The following is a 17,438-nucleotide window of genomic DNA, read 5'->3' as shown; positions in this document are numbered from 1 at the left end:
CTCACCGCTCCCGGCGCAGGGCGGCGGCCAGCAGGCCCATCCCGCCGACCATGGTCACCAGCAGCGGCGCGAACAGCGGCGGCCCCATCTCCACGTTGTAGCGGGCCATCGACCAGCCGCCCGGCTTGCGGGCGACGCCCCGGGCGTGCAGGTAGGTGCCCTGCAGCCCGTTTGCCACGACCGCCGCCGACACCAGCGGCAACGCGGTGTGCGCTGCCCGCCGACTGGCGAAGCCGGCGACGCCCGCCGCGGCGGCGAGGGGGCCGAGCACGACGGGCCACCACATCACGCGGTTGCCGAAGCTCGCCCGGTCGTGCTCCAGGTAGATCTCGGCGGAGGTGATCAGCGCGCCGCCCGCCATCAGCAGCGAGAGTGAGCGCTCCAGGCGGCCGTGGCGCACGTTGCGGGCCACCCTCGGCAGCAGGCGCACGCCGTGAACGTCCCTGACGTGAAAGGCCGTTCGACCCTGGAGTGGCGACCTGAGTGGCGACCTGAGTGGCGACCTGAGCGGAGACCTGAGCGGCGACCGGTGCGGCGACCGGAGCACGGTGCTCACTCCTTCTCCCCGCTGGGCAGGAACTCCTGGATCTTGGCCTTGATGCCCTGGCGGATCATCGAGCCGCGATCGCTGTCGCCGTGGACCACCGCCGAGGTCGCCGCCTTGATCTGCGCCACCGTCGCGTGGGGCGGGATCGGCGGCACCGCCGGGTCGGTGCGGAAGTCGATCACGTACGGACGGTCCGAGGCCAGCGCCTGGCGCCAGACCGTCTCGACGTCCGCCGGGTCCTCCACCCGCCGTCCGTAGAGCCCCAGTTGGACCGCGAAGTCCGCGTAGCGCACGTCCGGCAGCTGCTGGGAGGGCTCGAACTGCGGGGCGCCCTCCATGGCGCGCATCTCCCAGGTGACCTGGTTGAGGTCCTGGTTGTTGAGCACCGCGACGATGAGCCGCGGGTCGGCCCACTGCCGGTAGTACTTGGCGACGGTGATCAGCTCCGCGAGGCCGTTCATCTGCATCGCCCCGTCGCCCACCAGCGCGATGGCCGGCCGGTCGGGGTGGGCGAACTTCGCGCCGATGACGTACGGGACGCCGGGTCCCATGGTCGCCAAGGTGCCCGAGAGCGAGCCGCGCATCGAGCCGCGCATCCGCAGGTGCCGGGCGTACCAGTTCGCGGACGAGCCGGAGTCGGCGGCGATGATCGCGTCGTCGGGCAGCAGCGCGTCCAGGGCGTGGACCACCTGCTCGGGGTTGAGCGGGTCGGCCTCGACGGCCGCCCGGTCCTCCATCACGCGCCACCAGTGCTCGGTCCGCTGCTGGATCGTCTCCCGCCAGGTCCGGTCGCTCTTGCGCTCCAGCAGCGGCAGCAGCCGCCGCAGGGTCTCGGCCGCGTCGCCCACCAGGTTGAGCTCGAAGGGGTAGCGCAGGCCGATCATGGACGGGTCGATGTCGATCTGCACGGCCCTGGCCTGCCCGAACTCGGGCAGGAAGTTGCTGTACGGGAAGCTGGAGCCGATCACCAGCAGGGTGTCGCAGTCGCGCATCAGCTCGTAGGACGGGCGGGTGCCGAGCAGGCCGATCGAGCCGGTCACGTAGGGCAGCGTGTCGGGCAGCACGTCCTTGCCGAGCAGCGCCTTGGCCACGCCCGCGCCGAGCACCTCGGCGAGCTGCTCCACCTCTGCGCGGGCGTGCCGGGCGCCCTGGCCGAGCAGGATCGCCACGTTCTCGCCGGCGTTGAGGATCTCCGCGCAGCGGGCGATCTCCTGGTCGGCCGGGATCGGCGCGTAGTAGCCGACCCCGAGGCTGGAGGGCACCATCTTGAACGCGTGGGCCGGGGGCTCGTACTCCAGGTCCTGCACGTCGGCGGGGATGATCAGCGCGGTGACGGTGCGGCGGGTCGCGGCGATCCGCATCGCGCGGTCCAGCACGTTGGGCAGTTGCTCGGGGACGGTGACCATCTCGCAGTACTCGGCGACGTCCTTGTACAGCGCCAGCAGGTCAACTTCCTGCTGGTACGAGCCGCCCATCGCGCTGCGGTCGGTCTGCCCGACGATCGCCACCACCGGCACGTGGTCGAGCTTGGCGTCGTACAGGCCGTTCAGCAGGTGGATCGCGCCCGGCCCCGAGGTGGCCGCGCACACCCCGGTGCGTCCGGAGAACTTCGCGTAGCCCACCGCCTCGAACGCGGCCATCTCCTCGTGCCGGGCCTGGACGAACTGGGGCTTGTTGTCGGCCCGGCCCCAGGCGGCGAGCAGGCCGTTGATGCCGTCGCCGGGATAGCCGAACACCTGCTCCACATCCCACTCGCGCAGCCGTTCCAGGACGTAGTCCGAGACCTTCATCGCATGGACTCCCATCGGTGTCGACGGCCCCGCGGGGCCAGGGCGCGCGGCGCGGCGCCCACTGCCGCGTCTGACCCGCGGGGTGCGCGGGAAACCCTCAGCCGGCCGCCCGGTTGAGCGCCACCCAGGCGTCGACCCGGTCCCAGTGGGCCAGTAGCCAGGCTTCCCGGGCCTGCCGCCCCGTGGGTACCGCGCGGGCCGGGACGCGCCACCACCGCGCGCGGACCGGGCGGGTCAGCGGCAGGCCGCGCCAGACCGTGCCGATCGAGTCCATGCCGTCGAGCCCGGTGTGGGCCACGAAGACCACGTCCGCCGTCGGTGCGGCGGCCAGGGCGGCGAGCGTGCCGGCCATCCTCGGCGGCAGCACGTGGTGGTCCCGCTCGGCGTGCGCGACCCGGGCCCGCTCACCGCGCCGGCGCAGCCGGCGGATCGCGCGCTGCCGGCGCCGCTGGGTGAAGTTCCCGCCCTCGGGGAAGATCACCAGTGCGTCCCCGTCCCGCAGCCCGGCGGCGAGTTCGGTGATGCGGGCCACGGTCGCGTCGGTCTCGCCGCCTCCGGGCGGCACGAAGCAGGAGGGCAGGCGACCGAGCAGCACGTCCAGGGTGGGGTCCAGGCGCAGCCGCTGCTTCAGCACGATCCGCGGGCGGTAGCCGGCCGCGGAGAGCAACTGGTCGACCAGGAGGAACGAGTCGCCCGGTCCGGCGTGCCGGGCGAGCACGATCAGCGGACCGCCCGGGCCCGCGCCGCCGGTGCTGCCCCCGCCCGCCGGATCGGGGCGCACCCGCAGCCGCAGGTCGAAGAGGCGGGCACCGGCTCCGTGCACGATGCGCAGCAGCCGGCCCAGCAGCCGGTGGTCCAGCTCGGCGCGCCGCTCGGCACCCCGGGCCCGCCCCAGGCAGCGCAGCCAGTTGACAGTCGCGGCCAGCAGGCCGCCGAGATCCGCCAGGACGTACAGCAGCAGCAACGCGGCGAGCCGCACGGGTCGGGCGCGGCGGCGGCCGAGCAGCAGCAGCGGCAACTGGCAGACCAGCGCCACGAGCAGCAGCGCGGCGGCCGCCGGGAGGCTGACGAGCAGCAGCGGGACGGTGACGCTCCGCCGCAGCAGACACCGGAGCCGGCCCGTCGCGCGCCGGCCCTCCACTCGGCGGCTCGTCGCACGCCCGCCCGTCGCTCGGCGGTTCATCGCGCGCCGGCCCGTCAGTCCTGCACGGGGCGCAGCCCCGCCAGGTAGCGGGCGCTGGCCCGGTGGGCGCGGTCGATCCGCTCGGCGACGCGGCGGGCGTCCCGGTAGCGCAGCTGGCTGACCGGTCCGGGCGGGCGCTCGTCGGCGGCCCCCGAGGGCAGCAGGTGGACATCGACCCCCGGTGGCAGGTTGCTCACGTCATGGGCGAAGCGGTGCCGCCGGGCGATCTCGAAGGCGACCAGCGGCACCTCCCAAGGGCGTTGGGCCGGCCGCAGCGGTTGCTCGATCCGCCCGACCTGCAGGACGAACACCTCCCGCGCGCCGAGGGCGACGGCCCGGCCCACCGGGATGCTGTTCACCAGACCGCCGTCCAGGTAGTGGCGACCGTCGATCCGGGCGGCGGGCAACAGCCCGGGGACCGCGCAGGAGGCGAGCAGCGCCTCCACCACCGGGCCCTCGGTGAACCAGTGCTCGGCGGCCGACTCCACCTCCGCCGCGACGCACTGGAACGGGACGGCCAGGTCCTCGATCAGCCGTCCGTGCAGCTCGCGCTCCAGCAGCGCCCGCAGCCGCGTGTCGGAGTGCAGATGGGTCCGGCTGCGCACGGCGGTGCGGGTCCGCTGGAGCACCGAGCCGGAGAAGACCGCCGAGCCGGTCAGCCCCGCCCACACCGCCACCAGCCGCTCGACCGCGTCGGGCGTCGGGTCGGCGGCCAGCACCGCCCCGTTCAGCGCGCCGACCGAGGTGCCGACCACCAGGTCCGGACGGATGCCGGCTTCGAGCAGGGCCCGGAGCATCCCGACCTCGTGGGCGCCGAGATAGCCCCCGCCGCCCAGCACGAAGGCGCACCGGTAGCGCCCCGCGGTCTCCCCGGGCGGCTGCGTGGCGGCTGGTGTCCTCATACCGGGCGTCTTCCCGCACCAGGCGCCTTCACGCCCCCGGGTAGCCGGTCCGCGTCAGCCGGTGGCTCGTCCCCCTCCGTGCCGAGGAGTGATCCGTCGCCCCGGTGCCACCAACTCGCCGACGCGGACACGGATTCACCCGGATCGAGTGAGACCCGCCGGGACACGCCGAACGTCCCGGCAGCGCGCTGCCAGGATCGGGGACCGCACCAGCAGCCCACCCCGTTGCGCGGCATGCCGACCGGCACCGCCGCTGACCGAGCACGCCCACCAGCCCACCGCGTCACCGCCCCGGCACGTCATCACCCCACCTCCGCAACCAGGCCGCCGACCAAGGGAGCAATGTGTCCGAGCACAGCGTGAAGGCGGATCAGCAGAGCGCCGCCCCCGCAGCCCAACACCCCGAACCCCAGCGCCCCGAGTCCGAGCACTCCGAGTCCGAGCACTCCGAGGAGTTCCACCTGCGCTTCCCCGGCGACCGGCGGGCAGCCGCCGCGGAGTCGATGTCCACCGGCGCGATGGTGCGCCGCCTGCCCCACCTCGTCCGCCGGGCCCTCGCGCTGGCCTGGACCGCCGACCCCCGCTCCACCGTGCTGCTCCTCGTCTGCCAGGTCCTGTCCGGGGTCTGCGGTGCCGTCGCCCTGTACGCCACCACCGGCACCCTCGCCGCGCTCCTCAAGCCGGGCCCGATCGCCGGGCACCTCGCGGTCGCGGCGCCGTCCCTCTCCGTGCTCACCGCCGCTGCGGCGCTGCGGGCCGTCCTCGCCATCGCCGTCACCACCCTGTCCGGCCGGGTGTCCCCCCGGATCGGCCGGGAAGCGGAACTCGCCCTGATCGCCGCCGGCTGCGCGGCCGAGCTGGAGGCGTACAACGAACCCACCTACAACGAGCGGTGGGAGTCGGCCGACCGCGGTGCGGCCACCGTCCCCGACCTGCTGACCAACGCGCAGGACGTGATCGCCTCCACCGTCTCGCTGGTCGCCGCCGCCGGCGTGCTGGCGACCCTGCACCCCTACCTGCTGCCGTTCCTGCTGCTCGGTTCGGTGCCCACCGGGGTCGCCGCCGTCCGTACCGCCCGCATCCACTACCTCGCCTCGATCAGCACCAACGAGGACCGGCAGGCCCTGCGGATCTACCGCTGGTTCCTGATCGACAAGCGCAACGCCGACCAGGTCCGCTCCGACCAGATCGCCCCCTTCATGATGGCCAAGTACCGTGCGGCGGAGGCGAAGATCGCCGCCGCCACCGACCAGGCGACCACCAAGGCCGCCAAGGTCTCGCTGGTCGCCTCCCTCGGCACCGGCGCCGGCACGGCCCTGATCTGGGGCACCCTGCTCTACCTCGTCGCCACCGGCCGGATCGGCCTGGCCGCCGCCGGCACCGCCGTCTTCGCGCTGCGCACCGCGTCGAGCGGCCTGCAGGGCATGGTCGGCAACGGCGCCCGCCTCTACCGGATGGGCCTGTACCTCGACGACCTGTTCGGCTTCCTCGACGAGGCCGGCGGCCACCGGATCGAGCGCGGCACCGTCGTCCCCGGCGCACCCGGCACGGTCGAGGTCAAGGGGCTCAGCTACACCTATCCGGGCGACCAGCAGGAACCGGCGCTGCGCGACGTCGACATGACGCTGCGCCGCGGCGAGGTCGTGGCGCTGATCGGGCAGAACGGCAGCGGCAAGACCACCCTCCTCAAGCTCCTGGCCGGTCTCTACCTGCCCAGGACCGGGTCGATCACCTGGGACGGGGTTCCGATCGCGGACCTGGACGCCGAGGGCCTGTGGCGCAGGGTCGCGCGAGTGCCGCAGGAGTATGCGAACTGGCCGCTCCCGGCCGCCGAGAACGTCCACCTCGGGCACGGCGCCGACGACCCGGACGTACTGGACGCCGTGCGGCGGGCCGCCGAGAAGACGGGCTTCGACGAGATCGTGGGACGCCTGCGCTCAGGGTGGCGCACCCTCCTCGCCCAGGGCTGGTGGGGCGGCGCGGAGTTGTCCGGCGGCGGCTGGCAGCGCGCGGCGGTCGCCCGCGCCCTCTACCGGACCAGCCGCAACCCCGGCCTGCTGATCCTGGACGAGCCGACCTCCGACCTCGACCCCCGCGCCGAGCACAGGATCCTGCACTCGCTGCGCGCCCTCGCCCCCGGACGCATCACCCTCCTGGTCACCCACAACATCGCCAACGCCGCCGTCGCGGACCGGGTGATCGTCATGGACCAGGGCCGCGTCACCCAGACCGGCACCTGGCAGGAGCTGGCCGATCAGCGGGACGGCCTGTTCCGCGAACTCCTCGACCTCCAACGCGACCGCGCCGTCCCCGGCCAGCGCACCGCCCCCGAGTAGGACTCACCACCGAGTAGTACCGGCCACCGAGTAGTACCGGTCACCGAGCTCGGTCGGTGTCGGGAACAGCGTCTCTCGACACCGACCGACACCGACCGACACGGATCGAGCCCGCGCCGAGCCTGCGTGCGCCCGCGAGTTTGTACCTTCCTACAGGCATGTGCGCCAGTTCATCGCAGTCTCTCGTGTGGATCTTCAACGTTCGCGTGTGAACTGGCTTTCGAGCGGGGTATCGATCAGGATCGACGGTTGGGTGCGGGGCGCCCGAGTGCGCTCGGCCGACCGGCCCTACCTGCACCCGAGGTCTACCCTCCCGAAGTCAGAGAGCCCCGTTCATGCGCTTCTTGAACCCCCAGACCGGCACGATCGACGACCGTTACTCGGGACCGTACGACCTGACGTACGACGACGTCTTCATGGTCCCCAGCCGCTCCGCCGTGGGCTCCCGGCAGGGCGTCGACCTCTCCTCGAACGACGGGACCGGAACCACCATCCCGCTGGTGGTGGCCAACATGACCGCGATCGCCGGCCGCCGGATGGCGGAGACGGTGGCGCGGCGCGGCGGCCTGGTGGCCATCCCGCAGGACATTCCCACCGAGGTGATCGCCGACGTGATCGGGTGGGTGAAGCAGCGGCACCTGGTCTTCGACACGGCGGTCACGCTCGCGCCCGGTGCCACGGTGGCGGACGCGCTGGCGCTGCTGCCCAAGCGGGCGCACGGTGCGCTGGTGGTGGTCGAGGATGGCAAGCCGGTCGGCGTGGTGACCGAGAGCGACTGCCAGGGGGTGGACCGTTTCACCAGCCTGGCCCAGGTGATGTCGCGCGACCTGCTGCTGCTCGACGAGGGCATCGACCCGCGGACCGCTTTCGAGCGGCTCAACGAGGGCCACCGCAAGGTCGCCCCCGTGGTGGACGCGGCAGGCAGGCTGGTCGGCATCCTGACCCGCAAGGGCGCGCTGCGCGCCACCCTCTACACCCCGGCCGTGGACGGTGCCGGCAGGCTGCGGGTCGCGGCCACCGTGGGGATCAACGGCGATGTGGCCGGCAAGGCCAAGGCACTGCTCGACGCCGGCGCCGACGTGCTGGTGGTGGACACCGCCCACGGTCACCAGGAGTCGATGATCAGCGCGCTGCGCGCGGTGCGCGGGCTGGCCCCCGAGGTGCCGGTCGTGGCGGGCAACGTGGTCTCCGCCGCGGGTGTGCGCGACCTGGTCGAGGCGGGCGCTGACATCCTCAAGGTCGGCGTCGGTCCGGGCGCGATGTGCACCACCCGGATGATGACCGGCGTGGGGCGCCCGCAGTTCTCGGCGGTGCTGGAGTGCGCGGCCGAGGCGCGCAAGCTGGGCAAGCACGTCTGGGCGGACGGCGGGGTGCGCCACCCGCGCGATGTCGCGATGGCGCTGGCCGCCGGTGCCTCCAACGTGATGATCGGCTCCTGGTTCGCCGGCACCTACGAGTCGCCCGGTGACCTGCAGACGGCTGCCGACGGCCGCCAGTACAAGGAGAGCTTCGGCATGGCCTCGGCCCGCGCGGTGCTCAACCGCACGGCCGAGGAGTCCGGCTACGACCGGGCCCGCAAGGCGCTCTTCGAGGAGGGCATCTCCACTTCGCGGATGTTCCTCGACCCGGCCCGCCCGGGTGTCGAGGACCTGATCGACTCGGTGATCGCCGGCGTCCGCAGCTCCTGCACCTACGCGGGCGCCAGCAGCCTGGAGGAGTTCCACCAGAAGGCGATCGTCGGCGTGCAGAGCGCGGCCGGCTACGCCGAGGGCAAGCCGCTGCACTCCAGCTGGGCCTGAGCCGCCCGGCACCCGTCGGCCCCGCGCCCGGACCGTGAGGTCCGGGCGCGGGGCCGACGGGCGTGCGGGCCTTCGGGTCCGCCTCGGCTGACCGGGGTTCGAACCGGGTCCGCCCCGGTCCGCCGTTGTATCAGCCGTTGTAGGTGGCCCAGAGCTTGGAGAACTGGTACGGCGACTGGGCGATGTTGGTGCACTTGAACAGGCTGCCCGTGCAGGCGTTGCCATCCCGGGTGACCTCCCAGAAGGAGAGCTCGCCGAGGTGGTTCTGCTGGGCGAAGGTGAGCAACTGCTGCGCGTCGGCCAGGCCGAACACCTCGTCCGCGTTGTCGTTCTGACCCAGCATCGGGGTGACGCCGACCATCGCCCAGGTCTGCGCGGTGGTGAGGGTCGGCCAGACCGAGGCGATCTGGGCGCGGGTGGACTGCGCCGCCTGGATCGAGTAGGCGCCCATCTTGCCGGACGGGCTGGGCGCCTCGGTGTCACCGAAGTCCATCGCCATCACGTTGACCGCGTCCACGTTCACCCCGGCGGCCTTGGCCGACTGCAGGACGTAGACGCCGTCCGCCGTCAGGCCGCTGGGCAGCACCGGCAGGGTCAGGGTGACCTTGAGGTCGCGGCCCTTGGCCCGCTGGGCGGCCTGGACGGCGGCGATCGCGGCCGAGCGGCGGTCGATCGAGGCGTGGTCGGAGACCGCGGAGCCCTCGATGTCGAAGTCGATCCGGTCCAGGCCGTAGGCGTCGACGACTTTCTGGTACTGCGCGGTCAGCGTCGGCACGGTGGTGCAGGACTGGGCCAGCTCGGTGCCGTTGGCGCCGCCGAAGGATGGGCGGACGTCGCCGCCGGCCGCGCGGACCGCGTCGAAGTCGGCCTTGTCCCACCCGGTGCCGGGGTCGTAGGCGTTGAACCAGCTGGCCGTGCACGCCGTGGTGCCGTTCACGATGAAGCCCAGTGAGAACTGCCTGAGGCCGGTGGTGGCCGCGATCTGCGCCAGGTCGGGCGTCGGGTAGGCGCCGAGGTCGACGAAGGGGGCGGCCACACCGGGGGTGGCGCCGCTGCCGGCCACGCCGGTCACCGCGGTGGACTTCGCGGACTCGTTGCCGAGCGCGTCGAAGGCGGTCACGGTGAAGGTGTGGCTGCTGCCCGCCAGCAGGCCGGGCACGGTGACCGAGGTCGCGGTGGTGGTCGAGGCGACCACCGAGCTGCCCTCGTAGACGTTGTAGCCGGCCACCCCGGAGCTGTCGGTGGAGGCGTTCCAGGCGAGCGAGATGGTGTCGGGCCCGGTGCCGGAGACCGCGACCCCGGTGGGGACGGTCGGCGGGGTGTTGTTCACCGGGACGCCGGCGCACGGCGCGTTGTTGATCAGGCAGTTCGCCGGCAGGACCTGGGTGCCGGTGGCGCTGATGTCCATCCCGACCACCGGCGCGCTCGCTCCCGGGGCCAGCGGGGAGGCCCAGCTCGGCGAGGTGATCGTGACGTGGCTGCCGGTGCTGGTCGCGGTGCTGGTCAGCGTGCCGTTCCAGGCGCTGCTGACGGTTTCGCCCGTGGGCAGGTCGAAGCTGAGCGACCAGGAGTTGACGGTCGCCCGGGTGTCATTGGTGATCGTGTAGTCGGCCTCGAAACCGCCCTGCCAGCTCTGTGGCGAGGTCACGGTCGCGACCAGGCCGGTGATGCCGCTGGCGGCCTGGGCGGCGGCCGGCAGCGAGAGGGGCAGGACGACACCGGAGAGCAGCGCGGTGGCTACGACGGTGGGCAGGGTGACACGCCTCATGGGCGGGCCTCCTCGGCGTGGGGCGGCGCACGGAGCACGCCGCCAGGACAGTGTGGGGGAGTGCCGCGGCTCCCCCACATTGGTAGAGACCAATAGGGTGCGTCAATAGCGCTGGTGGGAACCGGTGATGATTTAAGGTCAGCTCAAGGTAGGCCCCCCTTGCTGTGCCCTTGCCGCGTCCAAGACCGCCGCTGACCAGGCCCTTGCCGCCCCCTTACCCCCTGCCGGCCCGTCCCCGTGCGGGCCGCTTGCCCTGTCCGGTGCCGCGCTGCCCGCGGGTCAGTCGCCCACCGGGGTGAGGAGTGCCCGGCTGACCATGCCGACTGAATCGTCCAGCGCGGCGACCAGGGCGCGGTAGGCGAGTGGTGACTCCCGCAGGCCGCGCAACGCCAGCACGGTGGCCCAGGCCGCCGCCCTGGCCCGGTCGATGCTCCAGACGCCGATCACGTGCAGCAGCGGCTCGGCGTCTCGGAGCCGGCCGGGCTCCGGCAGCAGCGCGATGCGGACCTGGGCCTCCACCTGGGCCAGTAGGTCGTTGATCCGGTGGTAGTCGGCCTCGAAGGAGAGCGGATCGCGGCCCAGTCGCCGGGAGGTGTCCAGCACGGCGAGCGGCAGGTCGTGCTCGATGTGCGTGTTCATCCCCGACAGCGCGGCCTGCAGTGGGTGGATCCCGGGCCGCCGGCGCAACTCGAAGAGCGGCCGCCAGCAGGCCTGCGGCGGTGCGCCGGCCGCGTCCGCGTCCACCGCGGCCAGGTAGCGGCCGGCGAAGAGCGCGTCCAGCACCGCCAGCGCGGCGGGGTCGGTGAAGTAGGCGTCGGAGAGCCTGGCGGCGACCAGCTCGGTGACGGTCAGGTACATCCGGTGGAAGACGCCGACCCCGTCGTCCGGTGGGAAGCCGGGCGCGAGCTCGCGCATCCGCGCCAGCACCTGATCGACCGTCAGCTCTGCCTGCTGGGTCGGCCCTGTCGTCACCTCGGTCATGACCTCACCTCACCTCCGCGGCCGGGGAGGTCCAGCCTGTCAAATCGAGCGGCTGTCCGATATCGGCCGACCGGGTGATCGCGGCGGGGCGCGACGAGGGCGTGGCGAGGGCGTGGCGAGGACGTGGCGAGGACGTGGCGAGGGGGCCGGTGGGGGCGCGTCAGAGCGCCCCGGCGTCCCGTGCCGTCCAGACCGACGGGTAGAGCGGTCGCCAGCCCAGCTCCGCGCGGATCAGCGCGGTGCTCGCCACGCCGTGCCAGGGGTCCGTGTCCACTTGGTCGGCCGTGTCCGTGGGCTGCGGCACCCCGTGCAGTGCGCGGATGTCGTGCGCGGTGATGGCGGCGTCGTCCAGCACGTTGTAGGTGCGCCCGGCCGCGCCCGGCATGCTGAGCGCGCGCCAGAGCGCCTGCGACAGGTCCGCGTGGTGCACCACGGGCAGCCGCTTGTGCGCGGGCCACTGTGCGACCCGGGGCAGCGCGTCCCGCAGGTGGCTGTCGCCCTCCCCGTAGACGAAAGCCGGTCGCACCACGGTCAGTTCCAGCTGCTCGGCGAGCTCCCGCAGTCCGGCCTCGGCCTGTGCCTTCGAGGCCGGGTACACGTTGGCCGCCGGCCCCGGGTCGGCCGGATCGCTCTCCAGCGCGGGCCGGCCCAGGCCCGCCGGGTAGACCAGGTTGGTGCTGGTCTGCACGAACCGGCGCACGCCCGCCTCGACGGCCTCGCGGCCCAGCGCGACCGCCGCGTCCCGGTTCACGGCGAAGGCCTCGTCGTCGGGCACACCCCGGAAGGCGGCGGCCACGTTGACCACGATGGTGGCACCGGCCAGCGCCTTCACCCGGTCTCCGGGCTCGCGCAGGTCTCCGGCCACCACCTCGACCCCGGCCCGGGCCAGGCCCTCGACCGCCGCCGCGTCCCGCACCAGCACTCGCACCGCGTCGGCGCCCGCCCACTGCACCAGCCGCGGCAGGAACCGTCGGCCGACCTGCCCGGTCGCGCCGGTCACCAGAATCTTCGTCATCGTCGCTCTCCTTGTTGTTCGTTGCCCGTCGCCCGCTGTTCGTTGCCCGCGGTTTTGTCGCTGACGGCTGACAGATGACGAAATTTGTCATCCGTTAGTTGTTGGCAGTCAGCCGCCAACGGTCAGCTGCCCGTCGTCAGCAGTCAGCAGTCAACGGTTAGCCGCCACCAGTCAGCCGTTCGCCGTTCGCCGGCCTTGACCCGTCCGTCGGGCTCGCCCACCACTCTGCGCCTGTCCGGCCGCTGCCGGGAGAGACCTGTTGAGCAGCGGATTCGCTGTCCAGGGACTCATAATCCCTGGATAGCCGGAACGGGAGGGGCCATCCTTGGACCATGATCGACCGCCAGGAACTCGCCGACTTCCTCAGCCGCAGGCGGGCCCGCCTGACGCCCGCCGACGTCGGGCTGCCACCCGGCGCCCGGCGCCGCACCCCGGGGCTGCGCCGTGAGGAGGTGGCGGGCCTGGCCGGCCTCTCGGTCGACTACTACGCCCGTCTGGAGCAGGCCAGGGGCCCGCAGCCTTCGCCCGCGCTGCTCGCCGCACTGGCCCGTGCGCTGCGCCTGAGCGGCGACGAGCGGGACCACCTCTTCCACCTGGCCGGTCATGAACCGCCGCGCGGAGCCGGGCGGCTGACCCATGTCCGCCCCGGTCTGCTGCTGATCCTCGACCGCCTCTACGACACGCCGGCCCAGGTGGTCTCGGAACTCGGTGACATCCTGGCGCAGAACGCGCTCAGCGCCGCGCTGAGCGGCGACATGACCCAGGTGCCGCCGCGCGAGCGCAACCTCGTCTGGCGCTGGTTCGCCGTCCCGGGCAGCCGCTCGCTCTTCCTGCCCGCCGACCACGAGCAACTGGCCCGCGCGCACGTGGCCGGACTGCGGGTGCTGCACGCCGCCAGATCGGATGATCCCGAGGTGCGCGAGCTGGTGGAGAGCCTGCTGGCGACCAGCGAGGAGTTCCGGGAGCTCTGGGCGCGGCACGACGTGGCGGTGCGCCGGGCCGAGTGCAAGACCTTCCTGCACCCGCAGGTCGGGGCGATCGAGCTGGACTGCGAGGTGCTGGCCGGGGCGGGGGAGGGCCAGCGGCTGGTGGTCTTCACGGCGCGTCCCGGCAGCGAGTCGGCCGGGCGCCTGGAGCTGCTCCGGGTGATCGGCCAGCAGCGGATGACGGAGGCGCGAGGGTAGCCAGGACGCGCTGCTGCCGCCGGCTGCCGTTGCCGCTGCCGTGCCGTTCCGCCGCTCAGCGTCGCGCGGCGGCCAGGCCGGTCAGCTCCGCGCGGGCCAACTTGCCCGTCGCCGCCAGGGGCAGCGCGTCGAGCGCGATCAACTGCTCCGGCAGCTTGCGCCGCTCCAATCCGCGCACCGCCTCCAGGAAGTGGTTCAACTCGGCCAGGTCCGGAGCCGGTTCGCCGGCCCTGGGCACCACGCAGACGCACAGCCGCTCGCCCAGGTCCTCGTCCGGCACCGCCACGCACACCGCCTCGGCCAGCGCGGGGTGGGCGCCGGCGTGCCGCTCCACCTCGGCCGGGCTGATCGAGTAGCCGCCGCGTTTGACCAGTTGGCTGTTGCGGCGGAGCAGCCGAAGCCGACCCTCGGCGGTCAGCAGTCCGTGGTCGCCGGTGCGCACCCAGCCGTCGGAATCACGGCGCTGCAGGTCCAACTCCGGTGCGCCGACGTAGCAGAGCGGCGTCATCGGGCCGCGCGCCCATAGCTCGCCCGGCGTGCCGGGCGGCAGCTCACGGCCTCGCGCGTCGCGCGCCGTGAAGTCGCAGACGGCCGGGTCGGGGCGCCCGAGCAGGGTGGTGTCCTCGGTCGGGGTGCGGTACTCCGCACGGCAGTTGACCCCGTCCGAGGAGCCGTAGAGGTTGCTGACCGGGCAGCCGAACCGCTCCAGGCAGGCGGCGAGGAGCTCGGCCGGCAGCCCGTCGCAGCTGGCGACCACCGAGCGCAGCGAGGAGAGGTCCTCGCCGGGACCAGGTGGCAGCTGCGTGATCCGGCGCAGCATGGTGGCCACTCCGAAGAGATGGGTGGGCCGGTGCTCGGTGACGGCGCGCAGGGCGGCGGCGGCGTCGAAACCGTCCAGCAGCACCAGCGTCGCGCCGTGGCGGTAGAGCGAGACGACGCCGAGCGAGCCGTAGGAGGCGGCCAGCGGCACCAGCACCAGGGCACGCGGCACCTCGGTGCCCGCGAACACCTGGGCCAGGTAGGCTCCGCGCCCGCCCGCCATCGCATGGTGCGCATAGGCGACCATCTTGGGCTCGGCCTCGGAGCCCGAGGAGACCAGGATCCTGGCCGGTCCGGCAGGTTCGGCCGCCACCGGCTCGAACGCCACCGGCTCGAATGCGGTCGGGTCGAACGCGGTCGGGTCGAACGCCACCGGCTCGAATGCGGTCGGGTCGAATGCGGTCGGGTCGAACGCGGCCGTCGCCTGCTCCGCTGGTGGTGGCTGCCCCTCGGCGCCGATCAGCAGTCGCCGCACGCCCGGTGCGGCGTCCGCCTCGAAGGTGAACAGTGCTTCCAGGAAGGGTAGTTGGTCATGCCCAGCGCGGATCGCATGGACCGTGCGGGTCGTTGCGGCCGTGGCGACCAACGCGGTTGCGCGGGAGCGGGTCAGCAGGGCGACGGCCTCGCCGCTGCCTCGTCCGTCGGGGAAGGTCAGAGCGACCGCGCCGAGCGCGGCCACCGCCAGCTCCGCGGCCACCGCGGGCCAGCCGTTCGGCAGCCGGATCGCCACGATCTCCCGGGTGCCGACGCCGCCCTGGCGCAGCTGGTGGGCGATCAGCCGCACCCGGTGGTCGAGTTCGGCGTAGTCGAGCGACTCGCGCGGGTCCACCACAGCCTGCTGCCCGGGGTGCCGACGTACCCGGTCCTGGAACAACTGGTAGACGTCCCGCGCGGGAAATCCGCCCTGTTCGGCCCAGGCCCGGCGCAGCCCGGCCGGGACGAGATCGGGCAGCTCGACACCCTGCGGGGAGCGCCAGACCGGCGCCGACTGCTCGGCGCCCCTGTGCAGCCGTGTCGCCGGCGCCGCGCCTGCCATCGGCGCCGCGCCTGCCATCGGCGCCGCGCCTGCCATCGGCGCCGCGCCTGCCATCGGCGCCGCGCCTGCCATCGGCGCCGCGCCTGCCGCCGGCGTCGGGCCGACCGGCGCGCCCGGGAGGCTCGTGCTCACGGGTGGAACTCCCAGGGTGAGCGCGGCAGCAGGCAGCCGTCGCGCTCCAGCGCGCCCGCGAACCGGGGGTCGGCCGCCAGCTCGCCGATCGTCGCGGGACGCAGGGCGCTGGGCGGCGTGCGCGGTGGGGTGGCGGTGTCCAGCAGGGTGACGGCGGCCGACCAGAGCGAGGACTCGACCCGCTGGCCGTATCCGGTGACGGCCCGCGCCAGCAGTGCGGCGAGCACGCCCTCGGTGCTGACCAGGCCGCCGAAGATGTCGGTGATGGTCAGCAGCGACGGGGTGACCGGCCGGCCGGGCGGGGTGACCAGAGCGGCCAGCCCGCTGTGCGCCTGCACCAGGTAGTCAGTGCCGAACGGCGGCTTGCCGCCGAAGAGTTCACCCCACCCGGAGGCCCAGGCATGCACCAGCCCCGGTTGCTCGGCGAGTAGCCGCTCGGCGTCCAGCTCGAACTCCTCGGCCTTGCCCGGGGCCAGGTTGTGCAGGAACACGTCGGCCCCGCCGACCAGTTCGCGGATCGCCCGGCGCCCGGCGGTCGAGCGCGGGTCCGCCTCGACCACCCGCTTGCCCCGGTTGAGCGCGTGGAACCGCGCCGAGACCTCGCCCACCATCGGCGGTACCCCGCGCAGCGGGTCGCCGCCGAGCGGCTCGATCCGGATCACCTCGGCGCCGAGCAGCGACAGCAGCAGCCCGGCCAGCGGGCCCTGCAGGCGGCGGGTCATCTCGACCACCACGACCCCGGCCAGCGGCAGGGCCACCGGCGGGGCCGTGGTGGCCCCGGGTGGCATCGGCGGTTCGCCGGCCCGCGCGATCCGCCAGGGCGGGGCCGGGTAGTCGCGCGGGCCGCCGGCCCGCACCGGGACGATCGCCAGGCCCGCCTCGGCCGCCGCCACGGCCAGTTCCTGATAGGGCAACCCGGCGGCGGCCTCGGCCAGTTCCACCGGGAGGCGGCAGCGCGCGGTGGCGAAGCGCAGCTGGAACGGCGGCCAACCGTGCCCGATCACCCGGTTTGGTACCCCGAGCCGGCTCCAGAACTCCAGCCACTGCCCGGGCTCCAGCGCCTCGATCTCGAACCGCACGCCGTCCCCGCTGGTGAACGGCGGTGCGGCAGCGGTGAACCGGGCCACCGCGGAATCCCCGGCATCCGTCCTTCCGGCCCGCGCGCCCCCGGCCCCCGCACCGGTGCCCGCGCCACCGGCCGTCCCCGCGCCACCGACCGCCCCCGCTCCGTAGCCGCCCCCCGCACCGCTCCGGCCGTCCGGAACGCCCCCCGTTCCGTGCGCCGTCTCGTCCGCCGTGGCCGCCGCGAGGTACTGACCCACCGTCAGTAGTGCGGCCTGTGCCACCGAGGTCCGCACCTCGCGCACCGCCGAGCCGCGCAGCATCGCGAACCGTGCGGCCAGCAGCCCCTGTACGGCCAGCACGCCGGCCACCGCGCTCGCGTAGTCGATCCCGAGCGGCAGCGGGCCGCCGTGGCGCCGACCGTGCACCTGCGCGATGCCGCAGGCCGCCTGGACGCCGGCCTCGTCACGCAGCGGCAGCGCCACCGGCCCGGCCCAGTCGATCGCGCAACTCAGGCTGCCGAGCGCCAGCCTCCCGGCACCTTCTGCCAGGGCTGCGTGAGGACCCAACTGGCAACCCAATGTCCAGAGTTGACGAGTCGCCAGCTCGACAGCGGCGCCCTCGCCGGCCGCCACCAGCCGCACTCCGGCGAGCGGGCCGGTGGCCCCGACGGCGTTGCCCGGTCGGCGCAGTAACGGGCGGTTCGTGCTGATCCGTGGCATCGGGCCTCGTCGGTCCTCGTGGTGCGGAAGGGGAGGTTGAGCCCGGTGCGCGCGCTCTGTGACGAAGCTAGCACAAAGGGTGACGCCCCATCATCTCCCTGTCACCCGCTCGCACCGTCTCAAACCGCTCGCGCCGCCTCAACCCGCTGCGGTAGCCGGATC

General features: G+C 73.7%; 12 protein-coding genes. 3 read left to right on the top strand and 9 right to left on the bottom strand.

Annotated elements, in window-relative coordinates; genetic code table 11:
• Position 1 precedes the first annotated feature (1 nt).
• The 4 genes from OG455_RS05180 to OG455_RS05165 form a co-directional block, all read right to left on the bottom strand.
• The gene (locus OG455_RS05180; RefSeq protein WP_266290680.1) at positions 2–430 is read right to left on the bottom strand and encodes a hypothetical protein; all 429 of its coding nucleotides are present in this window, start codon (positions 428–430) and stop codon (positions 2–4) included.
• A gap of 122 nt (positions 431–552) precedes the next feature.
• On the bottom strand, positions 553–2,337 hold the full coding sequence (locus tag OG455_RS05175; RefSeq protein ID WP_266290678.1) for a thiamine pyrophosphate-requiring protein: 1,785 nt from the start codon (positions 2,335–2,337) through the stop codon (positions 553–555).
• Positions 2,338–2,434: 97 nt separating this feature from the next.
• A complete protein-coding gene (locus OG455_RS05170; RefSeq protein WP_266290676.1) occupies positions 2,435–3,478 on the bottom strand; it encodes a 1-acyl-sn-glycerol-3-phosphate acyltransferase in 1,044 nt (347 codons plus the stop codon).
• 56 nt (positions 3,479–3,534) lie between these two features.
• Positions 3,535–4,422 carry a patatin-like phospholipase family protein gene (locus tag OG455_RS05165; protein WP_266290674.1) on the bottom strand — a complete coding sequence of 296 codons (888 nt, stop codon included), beginning with the start codon at positions 4,420–4,422 and terminating at the stop codon, positions 3,535–3,537.
• Positions 4,423–4,766: 344 nt separating this feature from the next.
• Here OG455_RS05165 and OG455_RS05160 point away from each other — a divergent pair, with 344 nt between their 5' ends.
• Together OG455_RS05160 and OG455_RS05155 are read left to right on the top strand one after the other, a co-directional pair.
• Entirely contained in the window at positions 4,767–6,758 is a 1,992-nt protein-coding gene (locus tag OG455_RS05160) for an ABC transporter ATP-binding protein (RefSeq protein WP_266290672.1), read from the top strand.
• 335 nt (positions 6,759–7,093) lie between these two features.
• The gene (locus OG455_RS05155; protein ID WP_266290670.1) at positions 7,094–8,557 is read left to right on the top strand and encodes a GuaB1 family IMP dehydrogenase-related protein; all 1,464 of its coding nucleotides are present in this window, start codon (positions 7,094–7,096) and stop codon (positions 8,555–8,557) included.
• Between the two features lie 130 nt (positions 8,558–8,687).
• On the opposite strand, the gene OG455_RS05150 is transcribed toward OG455_RS05155, so the two are convergent.
• The 3 genes from OG455_RS05150 to OG455_RS05140 form a co-directional block, all read right to left on the bottom strand.
• Positions 8,688–10,325, bottom strand: coding sequence for a cellulose binding domain-containing protein (locus OG455_RS05150; protein ID WP_266290668.1), 1,638 nt, complete (start codon positions 10,323–10,325; stop codon positions 8,688–8,690).
• 279 nt (positions 10,326–10,604) lie between these two features.
• A complete protein-coding gene (locus OG455_RS05145) occupies positions 10,605–11,306 on the bottom strand; it encodes a DUF5995 family protein (RefSeq protein ID WP_266290666.1) in 702 nt (233 codons plus the stop codon).
• A gap of 160 nt (positions 11,307–11,466) precedes the next feature.
• Positions 11,467–12,321, bottom strand: coding sequence for an NAD(P)-dependent oxidoreductase (locus OG455_RS05140; RefSeq protein ID WP_266290664.1), 855 nt, complete (start codon positions 12,319–12,321; stop codon positions 11,467–11,469).
• A 335-nt stretch (positions 12,322–12,656) separates the two neighbouring features.
• On the opposite strand from OG455_RS05140, the gene OG455_RS05135 reads away from it, so the two are divergent.
• Complete coding sequence (locus OG455_RS05135; protein ID WP_266300661.1) at positions 12,657–13,505, top strand: helix-turn-helix transcriptional regulator; 849 nt, start codon at positions 12,657–12,659, stop codon at positions 13,503–13,505.
• Between the two features lie 55 nt (positions 13,506–13,560).
• Here OG455_RS05135 and OG455_RS05130 read toward each other — a convergent pair whose 3' ends face one another.
• Positions 13,561–15,492, bottom strand: a complete 1,932-nt coding sequence (locus OG455_RS05130; RefSeq protein WP_266290662.1) for a class I adenylate-forming enzyme family protein — start codon at positions 15,490–15,492, stop codon at positions 13,561–13,563.
• The gene (locus OG455_RS05125) at positions 15,489–17,276 is read right to left on the bottom strand and encodes a CoA transferase (protein ID WP_266290660.1); all 1,788 of its coding nucleotides are present in this window, start codon (positions 17,274–17,276) and stop codon (positions 15,489–15,491) included. The genes OG455_RS05130 and OG455_RS05125 overlap by 4 nt, the downstream gene beginning before the upstream one ends.
• Positions 17,277–17,438 lie beyond the last annotated feature (162 nt).

The organism is Kitasatospora sp. NBC_01287 (assembly GCF_026340565.1).
Lineage (GTDB): Bacteria > Actinomycetota > Actinomycetes > Streptomycetales > Streptomycetaceae > Kitasatospora.
Note: the sequence above shows the minus strand (reverse complement) of the source record. Positions and strands in the feature narration are given on the sequence as shown.